The following is a 23,447-nucleotide window of genomic DNA, read 5'->3' on the forward strand; positions in this document are numbered from 1 at the left end:
TCAGTGGGCAGTAAGCAGTTAGCAGTTGGCAACAAGAGCTGGCTGGAAGCAGAATAAGAGCTGCACACTGCAAACTGAACACTGCAAACTAAGAATAGTCCTGTAGCTCAGCTTGGTTAGAGCACTACACTGATAATGTAGGGGTCAGCAGTTCAAATCTGCTCGGGACTACTATGCGGCGGAGCCGCAGGCGAAAAGAGGTTAGAGAATAGAGATTAGGCAACTAATCACAGATTAACCAATCTCTGATCACTCATCGACGGGGGATTAGCTCAGCTGGCTAGAGCACCTGCCTTGCACGCAGGGGGTCAACGGTTCGAATCCGTTATTCTCCACGATGCAGATTAGCAAATGTGAAGATATGCAGATATGCAAATGAGAAATCATCTGCACATCTGAAATCAAAACATCTGCACATCCGCAAAACGTTCTTTGACATATTGGAAGAAGTAATTGAAAACAAGAGAAAACAACAGATAGAGACATTGAGTCGAAAGTCTGAAGTTAAAAGTCGAAAGACTTAAGACTAAGCACTTGGAACTTAATACTCAAATAAAGACATACCATACGGCGCAAAAGGCGTATGAGTAGAAGAAAGTAAGAAAGGGTACACGGGGGATGCCTTGGCTCTCAGAGGCGATGAAGGACGTGATAAGCTGCGATAAGCACCGGGGATTTGCAAATAAGATTTAATCCGGTGATTTCCGAATGGGGCAACCTAATTAGTTGAAGACTAATTGCAATAGCGCTAACCTGCCGAACTGAAACATCTAAGTAAGCAGAGGAAGAGAAAACAATAGTGATTTCCAGAGTAGTGGCGAGCGAAATGGAAGAAGCCCAAACCTGTTATGTTACGGCATAGCAGGGGTTGTAGGACCACAACATGACAATTAAAGAGAACCGGAACGGGGTGGGAAACCCGGCCATAGAGCATGAGAGCTGCGTACGGGTAATCGATAATTAGATAGTGGTATCCTGAGTACCGCGAGGTCGGAGACGCCTTGTGGGAATTTGCCGGCACCATCCGGTAAGGCTAAATACTCCTGAGAGACCGATAGTGAACCAGTACCGTGAGGGAAAGGTGAAAAGAACCCCGAACAGGGGAGTGAAATAGAACCTGAAACCGTGTACTTACAAGCGGTCGGAGCCCGTTAACTAACGGGTGACGGCGTGCCTTTTGCATAATGAGCCTACGAGTTACTCTTCCCTGGCAAGGTTAAGCGTTTAAGACGCGGATCCGAAGCGAAAGCGAGTCTGAATAGGGCGTATAGTCAGGGGAGGTAGACGCGAAACCTTGTGATCTACCCATGGGCAGGTTGAAGGTGCCGTAACAGGTACTGGAGGACCGAACCGATAAACGTTGAAAAGTTTCCGGATGACTTGTGGGTAGGGGTGAAAGGCTAATCAAACTGGGAAATAGCTCGTACTCCCCGAAATGTTTTTAGGAACAGCCTGGCGGTTGAGTTATAAAGAGGTAGAGCTACTAATTGGGTGCGGGGGAGTCAAATCCTACCAAATCCAGATAAACTCCGAATGCTTTATAATATACGCTGGAGTGAGGCTATGGGTGCTAAGGTCCATGGCCGAGAGGGAAAGAACCCAGACCATCAGCTAAGGTCCCTAAATTATTGCTAAGTTGAACTAACGAGGTCCGATTGCACAGACAGCTAGGATGTTGGCTTGGAAGCAGCCATTCATTTAAAGAGTGCGTAACAGCTCACTAGTCGAGCGATCGGGCATGGATAATAAACGGGCATCAAGCAGTATACCGAAGCTATGGATTGCATGAAAATGCACTGGTAGGGGAGCATTCTATTATCCGGCGAAGCAGGAGGGACAACCGACTGTGGAGGGAATAGAAAAGCAAATGTAGGCATAAGTAACGATAAGGCGGGAGAGAAACCCGCCCACCGAAAGACTAAGGTTTCCTGATCAACGCTAATCGGATCAGGGTTAGTCGGGGCCTAAGGTGAAGCCGACAGGCGTAGCCGATGGACAACTGGTTAATATTCCAGTACTTTTTATTACTGCGATGCGGTGACGGAGTAGTGACACTGACGCGAACTGACGGAATAGTTCGTTAAAGGCTGTAGGTATAGAGATTGTAGTTAAGTACGCAGACTCTGCTGAAAGCTGATAGTATACCAAACCTTCGGGCGAGGTAATAGTTCAGGTAATCAGACTTCCAAGAAAACCCGCTAAGCTTCAGGTAATAAAAACCCGTACCGTAAACCGACACAGGTAGTCGAGGAGAGAATCCTAAGGTGCTCGAGTGAATCATGGCTAAGGAACTCGGCAAAATGGCCCTGTAACTTCGGGAGAAGGGGCGCTGCAGAAATGCAGCCGCAGTGAAAAGGCCCAGGCGACTGTTTAACAAAAACACATGGCTTTGCAAAATTGAAAGATGACGTATAAGGCCTGACACCTGCCCGGTGCTGGAAGGTTAAGAGGGGATGTTAGTCGCAAGGCGAAGCATTGAATCGAAGCCCCAGTAAACGGCGGCCGTAACTATAACGGTCCTAAGGTAGCGAAATTCCTTGTCGGGTAAGTTCCGACCTGCACGAATGGTGTAACGATCTGGGCGCTGTCTCAGCCATGAGCTCGGTGAAATTGTGGTATCGGTGAAGACGCCGGTTACCCGCAACGGGACGGAAAGACCCCATGCACCTTCACTATAGCTTAACATTGATATCGGATACAGGATGTGTAGGATAGGTGGGAGACTGTGATGCTGCTTCGCCAGGAGTAGTTTAGTCAACGTTGAAATACCACCCTTTCTGTATTTGGTGTCTAACTCTGCAAAGCGGAGAACATTGTTTGGCGGGTAGTTTGACTGGGGTGGTCGCCTCCAAAAAGGTAACGGAGGCTTTCAAAGGTAAGCTCAGTACGCTTGGTAACCGTACGCGGAGTGCAATAGCAAAAGCTTGCTTGACAGTGAGACAGACAAGTCGAGCTGGGTCGAAAGACGGATATAGTGATCCGGTGGTTCTGCATGGAAGGGCCATCGCTCAAAGGATAAAAGGTACGCTGGGGATAACAGGCTGATCTCCCCCAAGAGCTCATATCGACGGGGAGGTTTGGCACCTCGATGTCGGCTCGTCACATCCTGGGGCTGGAGAAGGTCCCAAGGGTTGAGCTGTTCGCTCATTAAAGTGGCACGCGAGCTGGGTTCAGAACGTCGCGAGACAGTTCGGTCCCTATCTGTTGTGGGCGTAGGAAGTTTGAGTGGGGCTGACCTTAGTACGAGAGGACCGGGTTGGACTAACCTCTGGTGAATCTGTTATGCCGCCAGGTGTACTGCAGAGTAGCTACGTTGGGAATAGATAAGCGCTGAAAGCATCTAAGTGCGAAACTAGCCACAAGATGAGACTTCCATAGAGGGTCGTAGTAGACTACTACGTTGATAGGTTACAGGTCTAAAGGTGGTGACATCAAAGCCGAGTAATACTAATTGCCCGAAGCTTTCTTCGGATCAGAGATTAGAGGATAGCGATTAAGAGATTAGTCGCTACCTCTAATCCGCGACAAAACAGATAAACAATAATGCTGTTGTTTTCTCTTATTCAAATACTTCTTTCAATAATATGTCATGTTGAGCTAAAAGCGGAAGGCGTAAAGCCGAAAGCTGAAAAGCGAAACAATAAAATAATAGAATAATAAAAGAATTGGCAAAAAGGCTTTTAGCTTTCAGCCTTGAGCATTAAGCTCAAAAGAAATTCAGGTGCCTATATCGGCGGTGTCTACCTCTTCCCATTCCGAACAGAGAAGTCAAGCCCGCCAGAGCCGATGGTACTGCGGTAAAACGTGGGAGAGTAGGTCGGTGCCACCCTTTATCAGCTTCAATGCTGCAACAAATGCAAAGCCTTAGTGAATAACTAAGGCTTTTTGCGTTGATAAGGGTTCGTAAGTTAGGTAAGCCTTGTCCTGGCGCAGAGGGTTGAGCTCGCAAAGACGCGAAGATTCTAAGTGTTTTTTGTGGATAGTTGGCGATCATAAGCACGCAAAGAGGCTAAGGACGCAAAGAAACTAATCTCTGTTCTCCAATCACTAATCTCTAAAATCACCAACTCTCCATTCTCCGCTCACCACTCATCCAAAAACCTACTGTTCCACTTTTAAAGGTGGAACACTTTGTGGAAATCTGAAAAATGGAACACCTGATAATCAGCGTGTTGTAAAATCGTAAAAACCTCCAAAAGCAAATTGGAACACCTTGGTATTGACAATCAGTTATTTACGAAAATCGAAAATCAAAACTGGAACACTGCGTTTTTAAAAGTGGAACACTGACAATGCCCCTCGGAGGGCATTTTTTTTGATACAACCTGTGGGCAGTCGCCCGGGCCAGGGTGTCTTTGAGTTTTTATATAAGTAATTGATAATCAGTTGTAAAGCTGTAATTGTTATTTAATTTAATAATGGCATAAAATTAACTTGTTACATGCTGTGTTTTCGCCAATTATCTGGCTAACAGCTAATAAAAGGTTAACGGGCTATTTATAATGTAATCACTTTGTTGCGGTTACTTTGTGGTGTCGGGTATGAGTTATAAGCCTGCAAGCCTATTATAACTCAACAACCTATAAAATATTGTAACTGTTATCACACAAGTGTTCTATGCCTTATTATTACGTTTTAAACTTATTTACAAAGTTTAACAGATGTCTCCTGCTCGTTGCATTTGTAGCAATGTTACCGGCTTACGCCGGGGCGGTAACTGTTAATAATGTTTCAACAGTAACTGAAACTGCCGATGGAGGCAAAATTGCCGGTAAGGTAGTTGATGAAAAGGGAGAAACTATTCCGGGCGCTACCGTAAAAATAGTAGGCCAGTCAATAGGTGCACAAACCAGCATCGATGGAAGCTTCTCGTTGTCGGTTAAACCAGGTGTTTACACACTTGAGTTCAGCTTTGTATCCTACCAAACCAAACGTATCACCGAGGTTGTTGTAAAAAACAACGAGGTAACCACCTTGTCGGTATCCCTCAAGCCTTCAAAAAACGAGCTTAAAGAGGTTGTAATCACTTCGAGTTATCGTAAATCATCTGTAGAGGGTGTTTACACAAGGCAAAAAAATGCCGCAGGTATTACCAACGGTATTTCGTCCGAACAAATAGCTAAAACCCCCGATGCCAACTTGGGCCAATCCTTAAAAAGGATCAGCGGACTTAGTACTTTCGATAATAAATATGTAATTGTAAGGGGTATTTCTGAGCGATATAACGTAGCCACGCTCGATGGTACGCCGCTGCCAAGTACCGATTATTCAAGAAGGAATTTCTCATTCGATGTAATCCCTTCTGAGATGATTGAGAGCGTTACCGTTTATAAAACAGTTACGCCTGATTTGCCGGTTGGTTTTGCAGGTGGCATGGTGCAGATCAATACCCGTGATATCCCTACAAAAAACTTCATCAACTTTTCGATTGGTACCGGTTTTAACGATCAATCAACAGGTAAAGATCTGATCTCGACCAAACGCGGAAAATATGATTATTTTGGTTTTGATGATGGTACGCGCAAAATGGCAGGTTACTTTGCTGTTACCCAAGGTACGGTTGATCCGGCAAATCCGAAACCTTTTACTGATGATGATATCGCCTTCAGCAGGCAGTTTACTAATAATTGGAGATTGTATAAATATAAAGCTCAGCCTAATCAAAATTATACATTAACCTTTGGTCAGTCGTTTCCACTTAAAAATGCCGATAATAAAATAGGATATATCGCATCCATTAACTATCGCAATACACAAACAATAACAGATATTGTAAACCAAAGGGGCGACTTCAATTTAGGGGTAAATGATAATTATCCGCAATTTGATGCCACCCACCCATCAGGATACGGAAAAGTTTATAATTTCAATACTACCTACGGGGGCTTATTAAATATTGGCTTTAAAAGCAAAAACCATTCAATAGGTTTAAGAAACACTTATACCCGCATTTTTTCCAATCCGCTTACCGATTTATTTGGATACCGGGATGACGAGCCAAACGCAGTTTTTGATCCGGCCTATGCGCCAACTACAGAACGTATATTAACCGAACCGGATTTTTTAGGACTGTTGCAAAATAAACTACAGGGCGAGCACAAATTTGGTAAGGTTAAATGGAACTGGGACGCAAGCCGCACCAATATTAATCGTAAACGAAAAGATATGCTTCGCCGCGAAATGACCAATTTAGCACAACGGTACGGCAGTTATTTTGTTGATTACGTTTCAAAAGATGCTGTTAACGTTTTCCCGCTGTCAAGGCAAACGTTTAATCTTTCCGAAACAGATTATAACTGGTCTACATCTTTACAGCGCACGTTTGGCAAGGCTGATTATGCCAGCCTGGTTAAAGTCGGTTATATCGGCATCAGCAAAAAGCAGACTAATGATTTTGTGACCGCCTATTTAAGAGCCGGAACGGATGCCGATATCGGCAGTGATTTCATTAAGAAACTGATTATTGAGGATGCGCATAATAACCCCGAAAATTTCAGTAACGACAAGCTTGTTTACCAGGTTTACCCTTTCGGTTTAAGCAGTTACAGCGGTTCGTCAAACTCGCACACCTTTTACGCAATGGTTGATCAAAAAATTGGACCAAAAGTGCGTTTTGTGGGAGGTTTAAGAGCCGAAAACTTTAAGCTTGGTTTAGCAAACGACGGCTTTAGTTCGGCGAATAAACTCCTTAATACTACCGATTCGCTAATTCCTACTTTCGTTGATAAAAAATGGGAGTTTCTGCCATCGGGTAACTTAACCTACTCGGTAAATGATCAGTTAAATCTAAGAGCTTCTTATTCGCAAAGTATTGTAAGGCCTGAATTTAACGAACGTTCATTGGCAAGTAATTACAACTCAGAATTATTGGCCGACGTAACAGGTAACCTCGTGGTGAGTACGAAAACTACCAGCTATGATATCAGGGCCGAGTGGTTTCCGGGAGTTGGTGAAATTATCTCATTAGGCGCCTTTTATAAATACCTTGATAAGCCGCTCGAGCTGGTACAGCAAAGCACTACACTGTATTATTACAATAACGGTAAGTGGGCTAAAGATTACGGTATAGAAGCCGAAGTTAGGAAGCGCTTAGGCTTTATAAATGATAACTTGCCCATTTTAGATAAAATAACCGTATTTGGTAACGCTACCTACATTAGATCAAGAGTATTGGGCTTGAAGTTTGATAAGCTGGCCCCGGTACCCGACAGACCCGGATTTCTGATGCTTACTTATAAAGAATCGCTTCAGACACGGCCTTTATATGGCCAGACACCTTTTTTGCTTAATGCCGGTGTTGGATATGACGGCGACATATTTGGGTTAAACATTGTACATAACCATACCGGGCGTAAATTTTATATCCTTACCAACGATTTAAATACCAACGAATTTGAAGGTGCTTACGACCAGACGGACGTTCAGTTGAGCGCAAACATCTGGAAAAAGAAAGGTAAGATTCGCTTTAACGTAGCCAACCTTTTTAACAGTGTTGATTTTTACTACGATAACCAGCGTAGCTACGAAAATATTGACCCTAACGGACCAGAACTGGGTAAAAAACTTAAGTCGGGGTATTCGGACAATTTTGAAAAAGATGATAACGTGACTTTCTCGCGTAAAGTGGGGCGTACGTTCACAGTATCACTCAATTACTCCTTTTAATCACACAGAAACAAGCAAATTAAAACTATACCTGCAAACAAAACAATTATCAAATTAAAATGAAAAAATTCTTAATCTTAGGAGCTGCTTTGGCAACATTTGCAATGAGCAGCTGTAAAAAAGAAGCAGCGGTATCAACTGCTGATTCTTCATCAGAAGACTTTGGTAAAGTAAATACCAAAGCTGCTGATTATGCAGAGAGCTCACTTCCAAAAGATACCCTCTCTGGTAACATTTCAAGCAACATCACCTTAACAAAAAACAAAGTTTGGGTTTTGAAAGGTATCGTTGCTGTTGATAACGCTACTATCACTATCGAAGCCGGTACAGTAGTAGTTGGCGTTGTTGACGCTAACAACAAACCAGGTACATTGGTTATCTGCCGTCACGGTCAGATCAATGCTGTTGGTACCAACACATCTCCTATCATCTTCACCAGCCGTAACCTTGTTGACGGTAACACTTTCACTACTGCTCAGCCAGGTGATTTTGGTGGTGTGGTATTGTTAGGTCAGGCTCCGGTTAACGTAGCTAACAAAACCATCGAAGGTTTAGATGCTATCGAACCATTTGATAACAGGTATGGTGGCGCCGTTCCAACTCACTCTTCAGGTACTATCAAATATGCCCGTATCGAGTATGCTGGTTATATCCTGTCTCCAAACAACGAGCTTAACGGCTTAACTTGCGGTGGTGTTGGTAGCGGTACTTCTCTTGACCACATCGAAGTTGCTTATGGCAAAGACGACTCTTTCGAGTTCTTCGGTGGTACAGTTAACGCTTCTTACCTGGTTTCTTTAGCACCGGATGACGATAACTTCGATTTTGATAACGGTTTCACTGGTACTTTACAGTATTGCTTAGCTGTAGCTGATATCTATGCTACTCACAGCGCAAGCGGTACTAATAGCGATTCAAACGGTATCGAGTCTGATAACAACGCTCCTGCAGAAGATGGTACCTTCTCTTTAACTCCAAAAACTCACCCTATTGTTAAAAACCTTACTATCATTGGTGCTAACGCTATCAATGTATGGTCGGCTCCAGGTTACCTGTATGCTGCACGTATCCGCAGGGGTTCTGAAATGGAGATCTCTAACTCAATTTTCTTAGGTTACCCGGAGGCTCTTAACTTTGATGCTACCACTTCAGGTTTCGTAACCAGCGGTGTTACTAAAGTTACCAACAACGTTATCTCTGCTTTCACTACTGCTGTTAACCCAACCAGCTTAAACACTAAAATTGATGCTTCTGGCAACAAACGTAACGTGTTTGCTACTAACAGCAATGGTTTTGCAAGGTTAACTCAGCCTTACTTAAACAACACTAAATCATACCTTAACGTAATCCCTACAAGTGCTTCACCAGCAACTGCAGGCGGTTGGGGTGCTTTCAACAACACAAGCCGTCCGGTTTGGTTTAACGCTAACTGGACTAAATATTATTTTTAATTAATAAAGGTTAATTAAATAATACTATTTGCTTGTCAGAAAAATCTACGCCTTACATAAACAGGGCGTAGATTTTTCATATTAACCTTTATCATTAAAACATTAAGTTATGCTTAATTTCAACAATTATAAATTAGTTAAAGGCGTTTTCATTCTGCTTGTACTGGCCGCTGTTTCGGGTTGTGCAAAAAAAGATTACCGCCCGGGTTATGCTGTTGGTACCACATTCCCAATTATCAACCTTAAAGGGTACACCCTTGAGCGGATGCAGGTACGTGTAGGCCCGCGTAGCGTGGTTGCCGGGTATGTAACTGAAGAAATTTCAGGAGTATCATACGAGGTGCCCTTTAATCCTTCGCAGGATCTAAACCGGGTGGTTTTTTATAAAGAAGACGGCAGTGTGCCTTATGCGGGTAGCCAGATCAGGTTTAATACGCCAAACCGCGATACTACCGTAAAGATTTTTTACGATGGCAAAACCTTTTTTCAAAACCCGGTATTCCCTGCTCCAACTGCGGGTTCGATGGGTTTGAGGATCACTTTTAAAAGCACAGCTTCAACTTATAAAGGCCCGGTTGATATAGAACTTCATGAACGTTATTCAACCACGGTTAAGGTTACCAGGGTTGATCCTAAAACCGGGAAACCAATTACTGTAAATGTTGATACCGTATTGATTAAACCCGAGCCTGCGGGCATAATACACGGCGTTAAACAAACCGAATTTAATACTTACACCGAATTAAACCCACCGGCATCGCCAACATTTGTTGATTATGCTGTTTATATCCATGTAGCTAATACCGGCAATCCGCTGCCCTATCCTACTGGCGTTGTTGTTACCCCGTATGATCTGTTGCCGTTTCAGCCCGATTACTTCGCGCTTTACACCATTACCGATATCAGGGTAACTGCCGAAAAGCCTAACGTGATTACCTATAAAGTTGATGACAGGGCAAGCCTTTTTCAATAATTAATGATCTTTCAATAAAGGCGCACTAAATGCCGACACCGCTGAGTTGAAGATCTCGGCGGTTTGCGTTTGTGACGTACTTCTTAAACTGTTGTTACTTAAGCCCGAGCCGCTTGTTGAAAAGCCTTTGCCGTCAATCAATCTGAGCGTGGCAGCTATCATAGGGTCGGTTTCGATGCCGAAGTTCATGAGGGGCAGGTGTGCCGATTCGACCATAGAATAAGCCGGGGTGATACCCGCCGAATAGCCTCCGTTACCGCGGGAGTTGAGTATTTTGTAAACGATGGGATACATCACCCAGTCAACCCGTTTGGCAGAGCGCCTGTCGGCAATGGTGATGGATGCTTCGTCTTTACCGCGGGTGGTTTGGCCTATTTGCACAACAGTAAGATAAGGCTGCAGGTTATTGATCACCAGTTCGGCAGCCGATTCGGTGGCGGCAGTGGTTAAAACATACAGGCGAATTAATCCAAGGTTACGCTGCTGCAGGGCGGTAAATGACGGGCCGCCGGATACCGTGGCTGCCTCGGCAAAAGTTTCATTACGTTCGCCGGCATTTCTGTTTCCTTTATATTCAATGAAGCCGCTTGATGCGGTTATACCCACCGGAATCATGCTGCACATGGCCGCTGCGGCTGATACATCGCCGCCGGCATTATAACGCAGATCGAGGATCAGGTCATTTATCCCACTGGTTTTAAAATCATTAAAAACAGTTAAATAAGCTTCCCTGTCGGTAGCCAAAAATGCGGTGAAAAACAGGTACCCCACTTTTTTACTGCCAACCGTAAATGTTTTTTGAACAGCGGTTTGCTCGAGGGTATTCCCTGCCGGAATAGTTATCGAGCCGGTTTCTTTAATGCTACCGGTATCAAACGATGCTGCCGTCAATTTAACCGATGAGCCGCTTAGCAACTGGCTTTGCAAATAGGCGGCGTTGGTTTCAGTTAATTCGGTATTGTTTATTTTATTAAAATATTGCCCGCGCCTTAAGCCCTGGCCCTGCGCAGGCGAGGTATTTAATACAAGCGTTACCAGGCCCAAAACATGGTTGGTTGTGGGCTCTTTAAAAACCACATAGTCAAAACCATATTTTGATCGGCTATCGGCCTTGCGCGAGGTTGCGCCGTTGGGGATGTTGATGAATGAAAACCTGTCGGCACTATACTTTACGCTGTTAAAAAACGGGATTGGTTCCTGGCCGGTGTTTGGTGATGCGGGCAGGTTATCCGTCCAGTAATAATACCGTTTCAGGCTATCCAAAATCCATTTATTTATTTCGGCATTGGTAGGGGGACCTGTGGGGTTAACCGGCCCGTCGCCTTTTTTATCGCAACCATAAATAATAACACTGGAGGCAGCCGCCAGCGATAAAACCTTTAAGTTTTTTAAAGGCAGTAAGCGTTTTAATAACATGTTTGTGCAGGGTGATAATACGGGCAAATTTACTGAAGCGCCCGGCCTAAAATCGGGGGCAACGGGTAAATGCCCATAATATAATCTGCACTTAATAATTGCCTAACAAACACCTGTGCTTTTGCGTAAGTTGCTATTTAACAGGGAGGTAAAAGATACATTAACAAAATATAAGCGTAATATAAAAGTTACATTGCCCGGTTATCTTTACCGCTGTTTAACATTCCTTGTCACGGGGGAATATCCTGCAAATTAATGATTAGTAAATTTTTTGAACTAAGTTATCACAACTTAAAGTATTGCTCCTGTATTTTGTTTGCCCTGCTCCTTTCTGCTTGTGCCGGCAAACGCAATTTGGTTTATATGAGCAATTTGGGCGATACCGCGAAGTACAGCTCAAAAATAACCAACCTGGTACAACCCCGCCTGCAGCCTGGCGATATGCTGAGCATAGTAATTACCAATGTCGATCCGGAAACGAGTACCTTATTAAATAAAGGCCTGTTGCCTGTGGTTAACACTGCTGTGCTGCCCGGCAATGCTGCCCCCGCCGATGCACCGGGTTACCTTGTTGATGGCTCGGGCGAGATTACCTTCCCGGTGGTGGGTAAGGTTAGGCTGGAGGGTATGACGGTTGAAGAGGCGGTTGGCCGCATGGGCCAGGCACTGGCCAATGTGGTAAAAAATCCGATCATCAGTATAAAAGTTATCAATTTTAAAATTACCGTGGTAGGCGAGGTGAATAAACCCGGCGTATTTAATATCCCCAACAGCCGGGTTAATGTACTGGAAGCCCTGGGCATGGCCGGCGATATGACGGTTTACGGCCGCCGCGAAAACGTACAGGTAATTCACGAAGAGAACGGGCGGCGTACGGTAACCCGCATCAACCTCAATAATGCAGATGCCCTGCAATCGCCGGCGTATTACCTGCAGCAAAACGATGTGGTTTATGTAATACCCGATAAACTGCGCGAAAAACAGGCCCGTACCGATACCAAAACCCTGTCAATCATTGTAGCGGCTGCTACCGTTATCACTGTTATCATATCCCGGTTATTTTAAATAATTAATCATGTCACAACCCAATCCCTTTCAACTACAGCCGCTTGAGCCTGTAAATGTGAAGGATGCTTTTCTGAAATATTCCCGTAACTGGGGCTGGTTCCTGATATCGGTAGTAGTTTGTGTTATAGCCGCGTTTTTATACCTGCGCTATGCTACTACCGAGTACCACATTGAAAGCACCATATTAATTACCGACGATTCGAAGGGCTCCGATCTGTCGCAGATGAATAACCTCTTCAGCGATCTGGAGCTATTTAAATCGGGAAAAAATATTGACGACGAGATAGAAGTTATCAAAGGCAAAACCCTGATGCAACGGGTACTGCGCGATTTAAACCTGCAGGTATCTTATTTTAAAAAAGGAAAGATAAAGAATAACGAGGTTTACGGCAGCTCGGTGCCGGTTAAGGTAGTGGTAGGCCGGGTTGATTCATCGGCTTTTGAAAAAAAAGTAGCCATCAACCCCATCTCGGCCACGCAATTTACGTTGGATGATGTAGGCGGCCATGAAACCTGCACATTTGGGCAGCCGGTAAAAAGGAGTTACGGTACCTTTACGGTATACCCCATGGTGCCGGTTAATAAACTGGTGAGTAATGCCGTGCTGTGCCAGTTTAAGGATATGAAAAAACTGGTGCAGGATTACCTGGATAACTTAACCATCAGCCCGGTTAATAAAAACGGCAATGTACTTAAACTTTCGCTCAATAATTCGGTGCCTGCCAAGGGCATTGATGTGCTGAATAAACTGGTAGAGTATTACAACCTCGAAAACATCGAAAACAAAAATGAAACCGCTGCCAAAACTATTGCTTTTATTGACGACAGGCTGGTGTTTTTGGTGAAGGAATTATCAGGCGTTGAAAAAGATGTAGAAAATTACAAGAAGAAAAATGATGTAACGGATATCAGTTCCGAATCGCAGCAGTACCTGCAAAGCACCGGCGATTATGATAAAAAACTGGGCGATTACGAAATTCAGATCAGCATTCTGCAGTCTATCGAAAGTTATATCACCAGCCAAAAAACACAAGCCGACCTGGTGCCAAGCTCGCTCACCATTCAGGACCCTACTTTGGTTGAGCTGATCAACAATTTTAACCAGTTACAATTACAACGCAAGCGCCTGCTCAAATCAAACTACGAGAGCAACCCGGTTGCCGTTAACCTAAGCGACCAGATCTCTACCCTGCGTCAAAACATCCTCGAAGATATCCGTAATATCAAAAAAGGATTGATCATAGCCCGCAATTCGCTGAGCGGCAAAAACGTAAAGTTCGAGTCGCTGAAAAAGAATGTTCCATCCATCGAGCGTGAATTACTGGAGATAAAGCGGCAGCAAAATATAAAGGAAAACCTGTATCAATACCTGTTACAAAAACGCGAAGAAGCCAGTTTGTCAAAAGCCGCCGCGGTATCAAACCTGCGGATAATTGATAAAGCCGATGCCGATGAAATTCCGGTAAAGCCCAAGCGCTCAATTATTTTATTGGCGGCCCTGATGGCCGGGTTTATTTTCCCTATATCGATAATATCTGTAATTGCACTGCTTAATAATAAGGTGGCCAATGTTGACGATGTGAAGAAAATCGGCGCACCTGTTTTGGGTGAGATCATCCACACCATCTCTAAAGAACGCTTCCTGATCCGTAAGGATAGCCGCACCGTATTTTCTGAAATGTTCAGGCTGTTGAGGAGTAAGCTGCAGTTATCGGCCCCGGAAGAAGAAAACAAAGTATTGCTTATCACCTCGACCATGAGCGGCGAGGGCAAAACATTTTTCAGTATTAATATGGGTGCCACTTTGGCGCTGGCCGGTAAAAAAGTGATCATTTTGGAGTTCGACTTACGCAAGCCAAGATTATTATCAGATATGGGCCTTTCGGCTGCTACGGGTATCACCCATTACCTCGTATCGGGTGCAAAAAATATCGACAGCCTCATCCAGCCGGTACCTGATTTTGAAGGCTTGTATATTATGGGCTCGGGCGAAATCCCTCCCAACCCATCCGAGCTGATTTTGAATGGCCGCGTGAACGATCTGTTTGCGCAGTTGAGGGAGCAGTTTGATCATATCCTGATCGATTCGCCGCCGGTAGGACTGATTGCCGATGCTTATAATTTATCGGCCTTTGCGGATAGAACGCTGTACATGATCAGGTATAACTACACGCTGAAAAGCCAGATCAATATCATCAAAGACATCTACGATAAAAATAACCTCCGCAACCTGATGCTGATTTTGAACGACGGGCGCAAGCGTAATATGCAGGGCTATGGTGGCTATGGTTATAACTACAGTTATGGCTACGGTTATATGCTTGATGAAGACGGGCCTAACTGGTTTGAAAAGTTCCTGAAAAGAAAAAAACAGCGTGTAGATTAATTTAAAGTTGTATTGACATACCCTGAATATTTGATGAGTTAATTTATATCCTGATTATACATACTAACCTGTCTCGACAAATGAACGCTGATTTTGACCTGCAACATGCAAAAATAGCTGTCATCGGTCTCGGATATGTGGGCCTGCCGCTGGCCGTTGAATTTGCAAAAAAATACAACGTTACCGGCTTCGATATCAATATAAACCGCATTAACGCACTTAATGCCGGTTTTGATACCACCCGAGAAGTTGATGATGATACCCTTAAACAAGTTTTAGCCGATACCGGTATCAACGGCCTGAAGTTGACCAACATCAACACCGATATTGAAAACGCCAATATTTATATCATTACCGTACCCACCCCGGTTGATAAATATAACCACCCGGACCTTACCCCGCTGTATAAAGCAAGCGAAACCGTTGGCAAAGTTTTAAAGCATGGCGATATTGTAATTTACGAATCGACAGTTTATCCCGGCGTTACCGAGGATGAGTGCGTACCGGTGCTTGAAAAATTCTCCGGCCTGAAATTTAATGCCGATTTCGCGGTGGGTTATTCGCCCGAGCGGATCAATCCGGGAGATAAGGAACATACCCTTACTAAAATAAAAAAGGTAACATCGGGTTCAACTGATGAAGCGGCAGAGATTATTGATAAACTTTATCAATCCATCATTGTGGCCGGTACTCACAAAGCCCCATCTATCAAAGTTGCCGAAGCGGCCAAAGTTATTGAAAACTCGCAGCGCGATATCAATATCGCTTTTGTAAACGAGCTGGCTAAAATTTTCTGCAAACTGGGTATCGATACCCGCGAGGTATTGGATGCGGCATCAACCAAATGGAACTTTTTACGCTTTAGCCCCGGATTGGTGGGCGGGCATTGCATCGGTGTTGATCCATACTACCTGTCGCAAAAGGCGCAGGAGGTGGGCTATCACCCCGAAATTATACTGGCCGGTCGAAAGCTGAATGATGGCATGGGTGAATATATAGCCCACGAGGTAATTAAGCTAATGGTGAAAAAGGATATCCCGGTGAAAGGTGCCGAGGTATTGGTTTTGGGTATCACCTTTAAAGAAAACTGCCCCGATGTGCGTAACACCCGCGTGGTTGATATTGTAAATACGCTTAACGAGTTTGATGCCCGCATCACCGTTTATGATCCGCTGGCCAATTGTGCAGAAGTGGAGCATGAGTACGGTGTACAATGCGTAAGCGAGCTGCAGGAAGGCAAAATTTATGATACCGTAATACTGGCCGTGGCCCATGATGAGTTTAAAGCTTTGGATATTGAAAAGCTTTGCAACGGCCACAAGGTAATTTATGATGTGAAATCGGTATTACCAAAACAACTGGCCGATGCAAGATTATAATGCAACCGATGGAATAAGCGAGGCTGTATTCCATTCGTCCGATCTGGGCAACTACCATTTCCTGGTAACAGGCGGTGCCGGTTTTATAGGTAGCCATTTGGTGGAGTACCTGTTGAGGCACAAGGCTGGTAAGGTAAGAGTGCTGGATAATTTTTCTACCGGATCGATAGATAACCTGCTGCCATTTCAGGAAAACCCCGCTTTTGAATTGCTGGAGGGCGACATCCGCGAGCCGGAGCATTGTAAAGCCGCCATGCAGGATATTGACTTTGTGCTGCACCAGGCCGCTTTGGGTTCGGTACCGCGCTCTATTTCAGATCCGCTTACTACAAATAATGTTAATATCACCGGTTTTTTAAATGTGATAACCGCCGCCCGCGATGCCGGGGTTAAGCGCATGGTGTATGCCGCCAGTTCGAGCACTTATGGTGATAGCAAGGAGCTGCCCAAGGTTGAGGATAACATAGGCAAGCCGCTGTCGCCTTACGCGGTAACCAAATATGTTAACGAGTTGTATGCCGATGTTTTTGCGCGTACTTATGGCTTTAATACCATTGGGTTGAGATACTTTAATGTTTTCGGTCCCCGGCAAAACCCTTTGGGCGCTTATGCGGCGGTGATCCCATTGTTTATTAAAGCCGCTTTAAATAATGAAACGCCAACCATTAACGGCGATGGATTAACCAGCCGTGATTTTACCTACGTTGAAAACGTAATCCAGGCCAACATGAAAGCCCTGTTTTTTGATGGCCTGGATAAACACGAGATATTTAACATAGCCTGCGGCGGCCAAACCACGCTTAACCAGCTTTGGGAGCGGATAGCCGGGATGGCCGGTATTGAGGCCAATGTACAGCATGCCGCCGAAAGGTTGGGCGATGTAAGGCGAAGCCTGGCCTCGATAGATAAAGCCGCAGCAGTATTGGGCTATGAGCCACAGGTACAGGCTGCCGAAGGCCTGCAAAAAACCTACAATTGGTATAAAACAAATTTAAAGCTTAACACATAAGCTAATGATAGGCCGGTTATTAAAAAAGGCGAACGCCAAAAGCTACTCCTACTCCTTCCTGGGCAATTTGTTCAGTTCGGTGAGCCAGTGGGTGGTTTTGATGTTGATCTCCAAGCTGTACGGAACGGCACAGATGGGCTCATACTCGCTGGCCATGGCCTGGATTTTGCCTTTTTATGCTTTTTTCTCGCTCCAGATAAGGAATATTCACGTGGCCGACCAAACCGATACGTACGGCTTCAACGTGTTTTTTATGGTGCGGGTGGTTTGCGCCATCGCCTTTTTGCTCACCACCGCTTTAACCGGCTTTTTGTTTTACCGCGATATCTTCATGATATTTTTATTAGGCGGATTGTTTAAAGCCATCGAAATGATGAGCGATATTATCCATGCCGAGTTTCATAAGCGCAAAAAGATTGAGGTGTACAGCAAAATGCTGATGTTCCGTTCGGTGCTGGCTATTTTGCTTAACCTGTTGATGTTTAGGTTTGTTAAATCGTTCCAACTGGCACTCATTTCCTTGCCTATCGCCTATTGCTGCAGCATGCTGATCGATTTTAAGCTGCTCAGCAATCTGAAAGTGAAGATCAGGTTTGATGCCGGCAACCCGCTTATCAAAAAAATTGTAACTACTGGTGTGCTTACGGGTTTATCCCTGCTGCTGGTTTATCTGCTGCCCAATATCCCCCGCTTTGTCCTCGAAAAATACAGGAATAGTTTTGAGTTGGGGTTATTTTCGGGCTACCTGTCGCTCATTGTTTTCAGCCGCATCTTTGTGCAATCGGTGGTGCAAAACAGCCTGCCTTATCTCGCGCAACATTATGATGAAAATAACTTCGATAAATTTCTATCCAAATTAAAAATCGAAGCACTGGTAATTGGCGGGCTTGGGCTGGCGCAATTTATACTGGTACCATTAAGTAACTATCTGTTCCCGATACTATTTAATAAAGATTTTAAAGGGAACGAGGGTTTGTTGTGTATCATTTTCGCGGGCTCGCTGTTTTCGTTCATGGCCTTTGTGTTAAACAACGCCATCAATGCCATGAAAATGTTCAGGGTGCAGCTGCCGGTTTACGCCGCGCTGGTGGCTATCTCCTTTGTGCTTGGTTTTTTGTTGATCCCTAAATATGGCCTAAACGGTGCCGGCATGGTTTTTTTACTGGTGAATGTTTGCCTGTGCCTAATGATGGGCATCATCATTTACAACCGGTTGCACAACCGTATTAAAGAGTTGAGCGTTATGCCGAAGGAGGTGGAGGTATGTTGAAAGTGCTGTTGTTTATCTGCTCGATAATGCCGAAGCCGCTGTTGGTTTTTTGGTATGATAGTATCAAGCCTTTCTCTGGAAAGCTGTTTTTAGGCATCCGTTATTGCATATTAAAAAGGCTGTGCGCATCGGTAGGCAGTAAAGTGATCATAGGTCCCAACGTGGCTATTAAAAACTGGAAGGGTATCAGCATAGGCAATAATGTAAGCATTCATGATAGTTGTTATGTTGAAGGCTATGGTGGCATCACCATCGGTAACGATGTATCCATAGCGCACCACTGCTCGCTATTAAGTACCAGTCATACCTGGGCCGACGCTACTTTGCCCATCCGCCTTAACCCGGTTGAAAATAAACCCCTGTTGATAGGCAATAACGTTTGGTTGGGCTGCGGGGTACGGGTAATGAGCGGCATCACCATCAGCGATAATGTAATTATTGGCGCAGGCAGCATAGTAACCAAAAGCCCGGCTGCTAACGGAATTTACGTAGGCAACCCGGCAAAATTTTATAAACAGGTTTATCCCCAGGCTATCGACGCCCTGAAAAACGGAAAGGAGTTGGTAATAAATGGATAATATGCTGAACAGATCGACCGTGGCGATAGCGCTTATTTGCGTTATCGATCTGGTGATGATGCTGTTTTTCAATGTTCCGTTCGATTGGTATTTGCTGCCGGTATCGGTTTGCGGGGTGTTAGCTACCTACCAAATTATTTATATTTTCCAGGTTACCGGGCAGCATGGTTTGAGGCTGCCATTGGTGTTTTATTTTTATTGCACGCTTTGGTTTGGTTGCTACTTTGCGCCGCTGCTGCATTTTGCCTTAAACTTCTGGCTCATTTTCAATAATTCGTTAATCCTGCCCAAGCGCTGGGAGCCTTATGTATTCATTATCGGTTTGCTTAACGCGGGTGGCCTGGTATTATTTATTTATGCCTACAAGTATTTTTACGGCATCCGCAAGCCGCATAATAAAGTTTACCTGCTGCTTAAGGCCGGCAAGCTTAATTATGTTTACCTGCTTTGCGCGGTAAGTTTTGTATGCCAGATTATTGTTTACGCCAAACTGGGCGGCATCTCCGGCTTTATCAGCACTTACGAAACCCGCTCGGAAGATCAGGGCTTTGCAGGTTTCGGCCTGTTATTCGTTATCTCCGAATTTTTCCCCATTGCGCTTATCTTTCTTTTTTATATCAAGGCGCTTTACAACCCGGCGTTGCGCAAGGGGCAAAGTATCATGATCTTCCTGTTTTTACTGTTTGTAGCCTGTATGCTGTTTGGCGGCTTACGCGGCAGCCGCAGTAATACCATATTAACCATGCTGCATGCCTGTATGGTGATCCATTATTTTATCCGCAAGTTCCAGGTTAAAGAAATGGTGATTGGTATGGTGATGCTGATTTCGTTTATGTACGTATACAAATTTTACAAACAGGGTGGCTCGGAAGCTGTAGCGCAATACACCGAGGGCACGCTGGATGTATCGGAAGATAAATACAATTTTAACGTGTTTGAGATGTTGCTTACCGATTTTGCCCGGGGTGATATCCAGCCCTACATGATCTACCGCTACCAAAACTCCAACTATAAACCCAAATTAGGGGCAACCTATATTGGCGGTCTGCTGCATTATATCCCGGGGGTAGATAAGGAATCGTTAACTACCAAAAAAACCGCTGCTACCGAACTGTTGTATGATTATGACGGAAAGGCGATGGGGTTTTATACCACTCGTATTTTCGGTCTGCTGGGCGAGTACATTTTAAACTTTGGCTACTATACCGCCTTCCTCATTTTTTTACCCCTTGCCTTTTTTATGGCGCGGCTGGATAAATGGGTTTATTCGCTTACACCAACGGATGTACGCAATTTTATTGTGCCGCTCTGGATCCTCTTCATCGTGTTTTTGTTCAGCGCCGATTTGGATAACGTGATATTTTTTTACATGAAGAGGATGCTGCTGGTAATAGTGATGCTGTGGCTGGTATCGGGCAAGTTTGCCATGACACGTACTAACGAGGACAACAACAAGCTCGCCGCATGAAAAAATTACTGATCCAGGGCTGGTCGCTCGAAAAAGATGAGGAGGGTTATCATATAGCCGCCACGCATTATATCTACATCAAAGAAATTGTACAGTATTACAGTACCGTTTGCCTGCTGGCCCCCGTAAAACAATTGCCGGCCGGTACCAAAAGCGCGCTTACCCCATTAAAAAATGCGGGTGATATTTTAGTGCACGAATTGCCTTATTCAAACAGCTACATATCGGCCATAAAAAATTTTAAAGCCTACGTTGCAGCCTACAAACAATTGCAGCATGTGTATGATAGGGTTTATGTGCGCTATCCCACCCCTTTCGGCTGGCTTGGTATCCGGTATTTTAAAGACGCGATTATCCATTTTGTAGGCGACCCTATTGATGCTGCCCAAACCAACCCTAATTTTGGCAAGCTGAAAAAAGCTACGCTTATCAGCATGTTTATGCCCGAGCATTTAATGTATATGCAGGCCTGTAAAAAAGCGAGGGTATTAACCAACGGCTTCCATCTGCAACAAAAACTAAAAAAATACAGCATCCGGGCCGAAGCAGTGATTTCATCAACTTTAAACGATGATGATTTTTATATGGATGAAGGCAGCCTGCCATCTCGGGATAATTTAAAAATATTATATGCCGGTTACCTGCGCAAGGCCAAAGGCGTTGAGGTATTGATTGAGGCTTTTGCTAAGCTTATCAAAGATTTTCCGACAGCCACTTTTACTATCGTGGGTTCGGGCGAAAGTGAGGCCGAACTGAAAGCCAAGGTAAGTGCTATGGGCATCAGCCAATCAATAACATTTACCGGCCACGTGGATAAGCGGGAGGAACTGAACCAACTTTTCCGCACACACAATTTATTTGCTTTTGCCAGTTTTTCGGAAGGCTCGCCAAGGGTGGTGCTGGAGGCTATGGCCAATGGGCTTAATGTGGTATCAACCCCGGTTGGTTCGCTACCCACCGTTTTTAAAGATGGTGAGAATATAGTTTTTGCCGAAGCCGGAAATCCGGATGATTTCCATCAAAAAATCTCGACCCTGGTAACCGACCATGAGCGTTGCCTGCAACTAAAAAAATCAGCTTTCGAAAAAGCTAAAACATATACCACCGCTCAGTTCATTAAAAATATCTTTCAATGAAAACCCGCATCACCATCATTTACTCCTGGTTTATCCGCGTAGTTACTGCCTGGATGCCCGATGTGCCTTTTATTATGCGGTTTAGGGGCTGGCTTTATTCGCTGATGATGAAAAAATGCGGACGAAACCTGCAGGTACCTTCTACGGTAATATTTAACAGCTTATCGGGTTTGGTTATGGGCGATAATGTATTGTTCGGTCACCGGGCAATCATTATTGGTTTGGATGTGGAGATTGGTAATGAAGTGCTGATTGGCCCCAATAGTTTAATATCGGGCGGAAACCATACGTTTTTAAATGGCTCGTACCGCTTTGGTCCTCATGTGGCCCAAAAAGTAATAATAGGCGAAGGATCATGGATCTGCGCCAATTGCGTAGTTACGGCAGGTAGCGTACTGCCCGACAGATCGGTGCTGGCAGCAGGTTCGGTACTAACCAAAGCCTGCCAACAAACCGATAGCCTTTACGCCGGTTTGCCCGCCAAATTTTTAAAACAGTTAACCAATGTTCCCGAAGAAGTTGTTGCATAATAGCTTTTGGCTGATAGCCCTCTGTATGCTGCTTTCGGCATGCGATGGCTATGGGCAAAGCAAAGCTTTTGTGTACAAGCCGGTGCCTGCCGACTATTTACGAGACTACAGCTTCGTTCCCCGAAACAAAACAAACCGGGATACCGCTTTCGATATTACCCGTGCATTACCCCAGGGCTACGTTACCGATGGCTCGGTTGATTATACCGCATACCTGCAACAGGCCCTTAATAGTCACCCCAAAGTTGCTATGCCCAATTTCGCGGTGATGGTAAACGATGCCGGTTTAACTTTAAACAGCGGCCAGACGGTTGTTTTTAAAGACAGCTCGAAGCTGATTTTAAAACCCAGTGCACCGGGCACTTATGAGATTATCAGGATCCACAATGTTGAAAATGTAACGGTTTACTCGGCCGTGATTTTGGGCGATAAAACCACGCATACAGGCACCGACGGGCAATGGGGGATGGGCATTGCTATCCGGGCTTCAAAAAACATTACCATCATTAACCCCAAAGTTTACCGTTGCTGGGGCGATGGTATTTATGTTGGGGGATTGAAAAATGTGCCCTCGCAAAACGTCAATATTGTGAATCCTTTGCTGGATGATAACCGGCGAAACGGCATCTCGGTTACTTCGGCAAACCAGCTTAGCATTACCGGCGGGGTGATAGCCAACAGCAACGGGCAGATGCCCCAAAGCGGCATCGATATCGAACCTAACCGCCCTACCGATGTAATTGATCATATCAATATCAGCGATGTGGTAACCTATAATCACCCTAAATACGGCATTGTGATCTCATTGCAGCAATTGCGGGGCCGCAAAGCGGGCGAGACCAATATCAATATTAAAAACCCGGTTGATGATGGCTCGGGCAATGGTATAGCCATTATCGGCAGGCCATCGGCCGATGATACACTCAACGGAAATATCAGCATAGTAAACCCGGTTTATCTTAACCAGGGCGATGCAGCCATTAAACTGCCTTTGCGTAATTACGGTATGCGGCTGCACATCAGCAACCCCGTAAAAGGCATTAAGCCCCGCGATTTTGACAAATTGAAAAAAGCCGCGCAGGCACAGCCCGGGGTGCAGATAGATTAACAACAGAAAA

Annotated in this window: 14 protein-coding genes, 2 tRNA genes and 2 rRNA genes; 17 read left to right on the forward strand and 1 reads right to left on the reverse strand. The window is 44.8% G+C overall.

Annotated elements, in window-relative coordinates; genetic code table 11:
• Positions 1 to 96: 96 nt before the first annotated feature.
• The 7 genes from HYN43_RS25420 (at position 97) to HYN43_RS25450 (ending at position 10,089) form a co-directional block, all read left to right on the forward strand.
• Positions 97 to 171, forward strand: a tRNA-Ile gene (locus HYN43_RS25420).
• A gap of 90 nt (positions 172 to 261) precedes the next feature.
• Positions 262 to 335 (forward strand) — tRNA-Ala (locus HYN43_RS25425).
• Between the two features lie 255 nt (positions 336 to 590).
• A 23S ribosomal RNA gene (locus HYN43_RS25430) occupies positions 591 to 3,471 on the forward strand.
• A gap of 246 nt (positions 3,472 to 3,717) precedes the next feature.
• Positions 3,718 to 3,829, forward strand: a 5S ribosomal RNA gene (rrf, locus tag HYN43_RS25435).
• Positions 3,830 to 4,689: 860 nt separating this feature from the next.
• Positions 4,690 to 7,665, forward strand: coding sequence for a TonB-dependent receptor (locus tag HYN43_RS25440; RefSeq protein WP_162996627.1), 2,976 nt, complete (start codon positions 4,690 to 4,692; stop codon positions 7,663 to 7,665).
• 59 nt (positions 7,666 to 7,724) lie between these two features.
• Positions 7,725 to 9,116 (forward strand): hypothetical protein, encoded by a 1,392-nt coding sequence (locus tag HYN43_RS25445; RefSeq protein WP_162996628.1) that lies wholly within the window; start codon positions 7,725 to 7,727, stop codon positions 9,114 to 9,116.
• A 109-nt stretch (positions 9,117 to 9,225) separates the two neighbouring features.
• On the forward strand, positions 9,226 to 10,089 hold the full coding sequence (locus tag HYN43_RS25450; RefSeq protein WP_119406698.1) for a hypothetical protein: 864 nt from the start codon (positions 9,226 to 9,228) through the stop codon (positions 10,087 to 10,089).
• Here HYN43_RS25450 and HYN43_RS25455 read toward each other — a convergent pair whose 3' ends face one another.
• A complete protein-coding gene (locus HYN43_RS25455; protein WP_119406699.1) occupies positions 10,090 to 11,505 on the reverse strand; it encodes a S41 family peptidase in 1,416 nt (471 codons plus the stop codon).
• Positions 11,506 to 11,868: 363 nt separating this feature from the next.
• Between HYN43_RS25455 and HYN43_RS25460 the strand changes: the two genes are divergently transcribed.
• The 10 genes from HYN43_RS25460 to HYN43_RS25505 all read left to right on the forward strand — a co-directional run bounded on the left by HYN43_RS25460 (position 11,869) and on the right by HYN43_RS25505 (position 23,437).
• A complete protein-coding gene (locus HYN43_RS25460; RefSeq protein WP_205589827.1) occupies positions 11,869 to 12,570 on the forward strand; it encodes a polysaccharide biosynthesis/export family protein in 702 nt (233 codons plus the stop codon).
• A 10-nt stretch (positions 12,571 to 12,580) separates the two neighbouring features.
• Positions 12,581 to 14,959 carry a GumC family protein gene (locus HYN43_RS25465; RefSeq protein ID WP_119406701.1) on the forward strand — a complete coding sequence of 793 codons (2,379 nt, stop codon included), beginning with the start codon at positions 12,581 to 12,583 and terminating at the stop codon, positions 14,957 to 14,959.
• Between the two features lie 80 nt (positions 14,960 to 15,039).
• Positions 15,040 to 16,338, forward strand: a complete 1,299-nt coding sequence (locus tag HYN43_RS25470; protein WP_119406702.1) for a nucleotide sugar dehydrogenase — start codon at positions 15,040 to 15,042, stop codon at positions 16,336 to 16,338.
• Positions 16,325 to 17,347, forward strand: a complete 1,023-nt coding sequence (locus tag HYN43_RS25475) for an SDR family oxidoreductase (RefSeq protein WP_119406703.1) — start codon at positions 16,325 to 16,327, stop codon at positions 17,345 to 17,347. Before HYN43_RS25470 ends, HYN43_RS25475 begins: the two co-directional genes overlap by 14 nt.
• A gap of 4 nt (positions 17,348 to 17,351) precedes the next feature.
• A complete protein-coding gene (locus HYN43_RS25480) occupies positions 17,352 to 18,617 on the forward strand; it encodes a lipopolysaccharide biosynthesis protein (RefSeq protein ID WP_119406704.1) in 1,266 nt (421 codons plus the stop codon).
• A gap of 26 nt (positions 18,618 to 18,643) precedes the next feature.
• Complete coding sequence (locus tag HYN43_RS25485; RefSeq protein WP_119409120.1) at positions 18,644 to 19,195, forward strand: acyltransferase; 552 nt, start codon at positions 18,644 to 18,646, stop codon at positions 19,193 to 19,195.
• 1 nt (position 19,196) lies between these two features.
• Positions 19,197 to 20,663, forward strand: coding sequence for a hypothetical protein (locus HYN43_RS25490; RefSeq protein WP_162996629.1), 1,467 nt, complete (start codon positions 19,197 to 19,199; stop codon positions 20,661 to 20,663).
• Entirely contained in the window at positions 20,660 to 21,799 is a 1,140-nt protein-coding gene (locus HYN43_RS25495) for a glycosyltransferase family 4 protein (protein WP_119406706.1), read from the forward strand. The genes HYN43_RS25490 and HYN43_RS25495 overlap by 4 nt, the downstream gene beginning before the upstream one ends.
• Positions 21,796 to 22,329, forward strand: coding sequence for an acyltransferase (locus tag HYN43_RS25500; protein ID WP_119406707.1), 534 nt, complete (start codon positions 21,796 to 21,798; stop codon positions 22,327 to 22,329). Before HYN43_RS25495 ends, HYN43_RS25500 begins: the two co-directional genes overlap by 4 nt.
• Positions 22,304 to 23,437: a right-handed parallel beta-helix repeat-containing protein gene (locus HYN43_RS25505; RefSeq protein WP_119406708.1), complete on the forward strand. Its 1,134-nt coding sequence runs from the start codon at positions 22,304 to 22,306 to the stop codon at positions 23,435 to 23,437. The genes HYN43_RS25500 and HYN43_RS25505 overlap by 26 nt, the downstream gene beginning before the upstream one ends.
• Positions 23,438 to 23,447 lie beyond the last annotated feature (10 nt).

The sequence above is a fragment of the Mucilaginibacter celer genome, assembly GCF_003576455.2.
Taxonomy (GTDB): Bacteria; Bacteroidota; Bacteroidia; order Sphingobacteriales; family Sphingobacteriaceae; genus Mucilaginibacter; species Mucilaginibacter celer.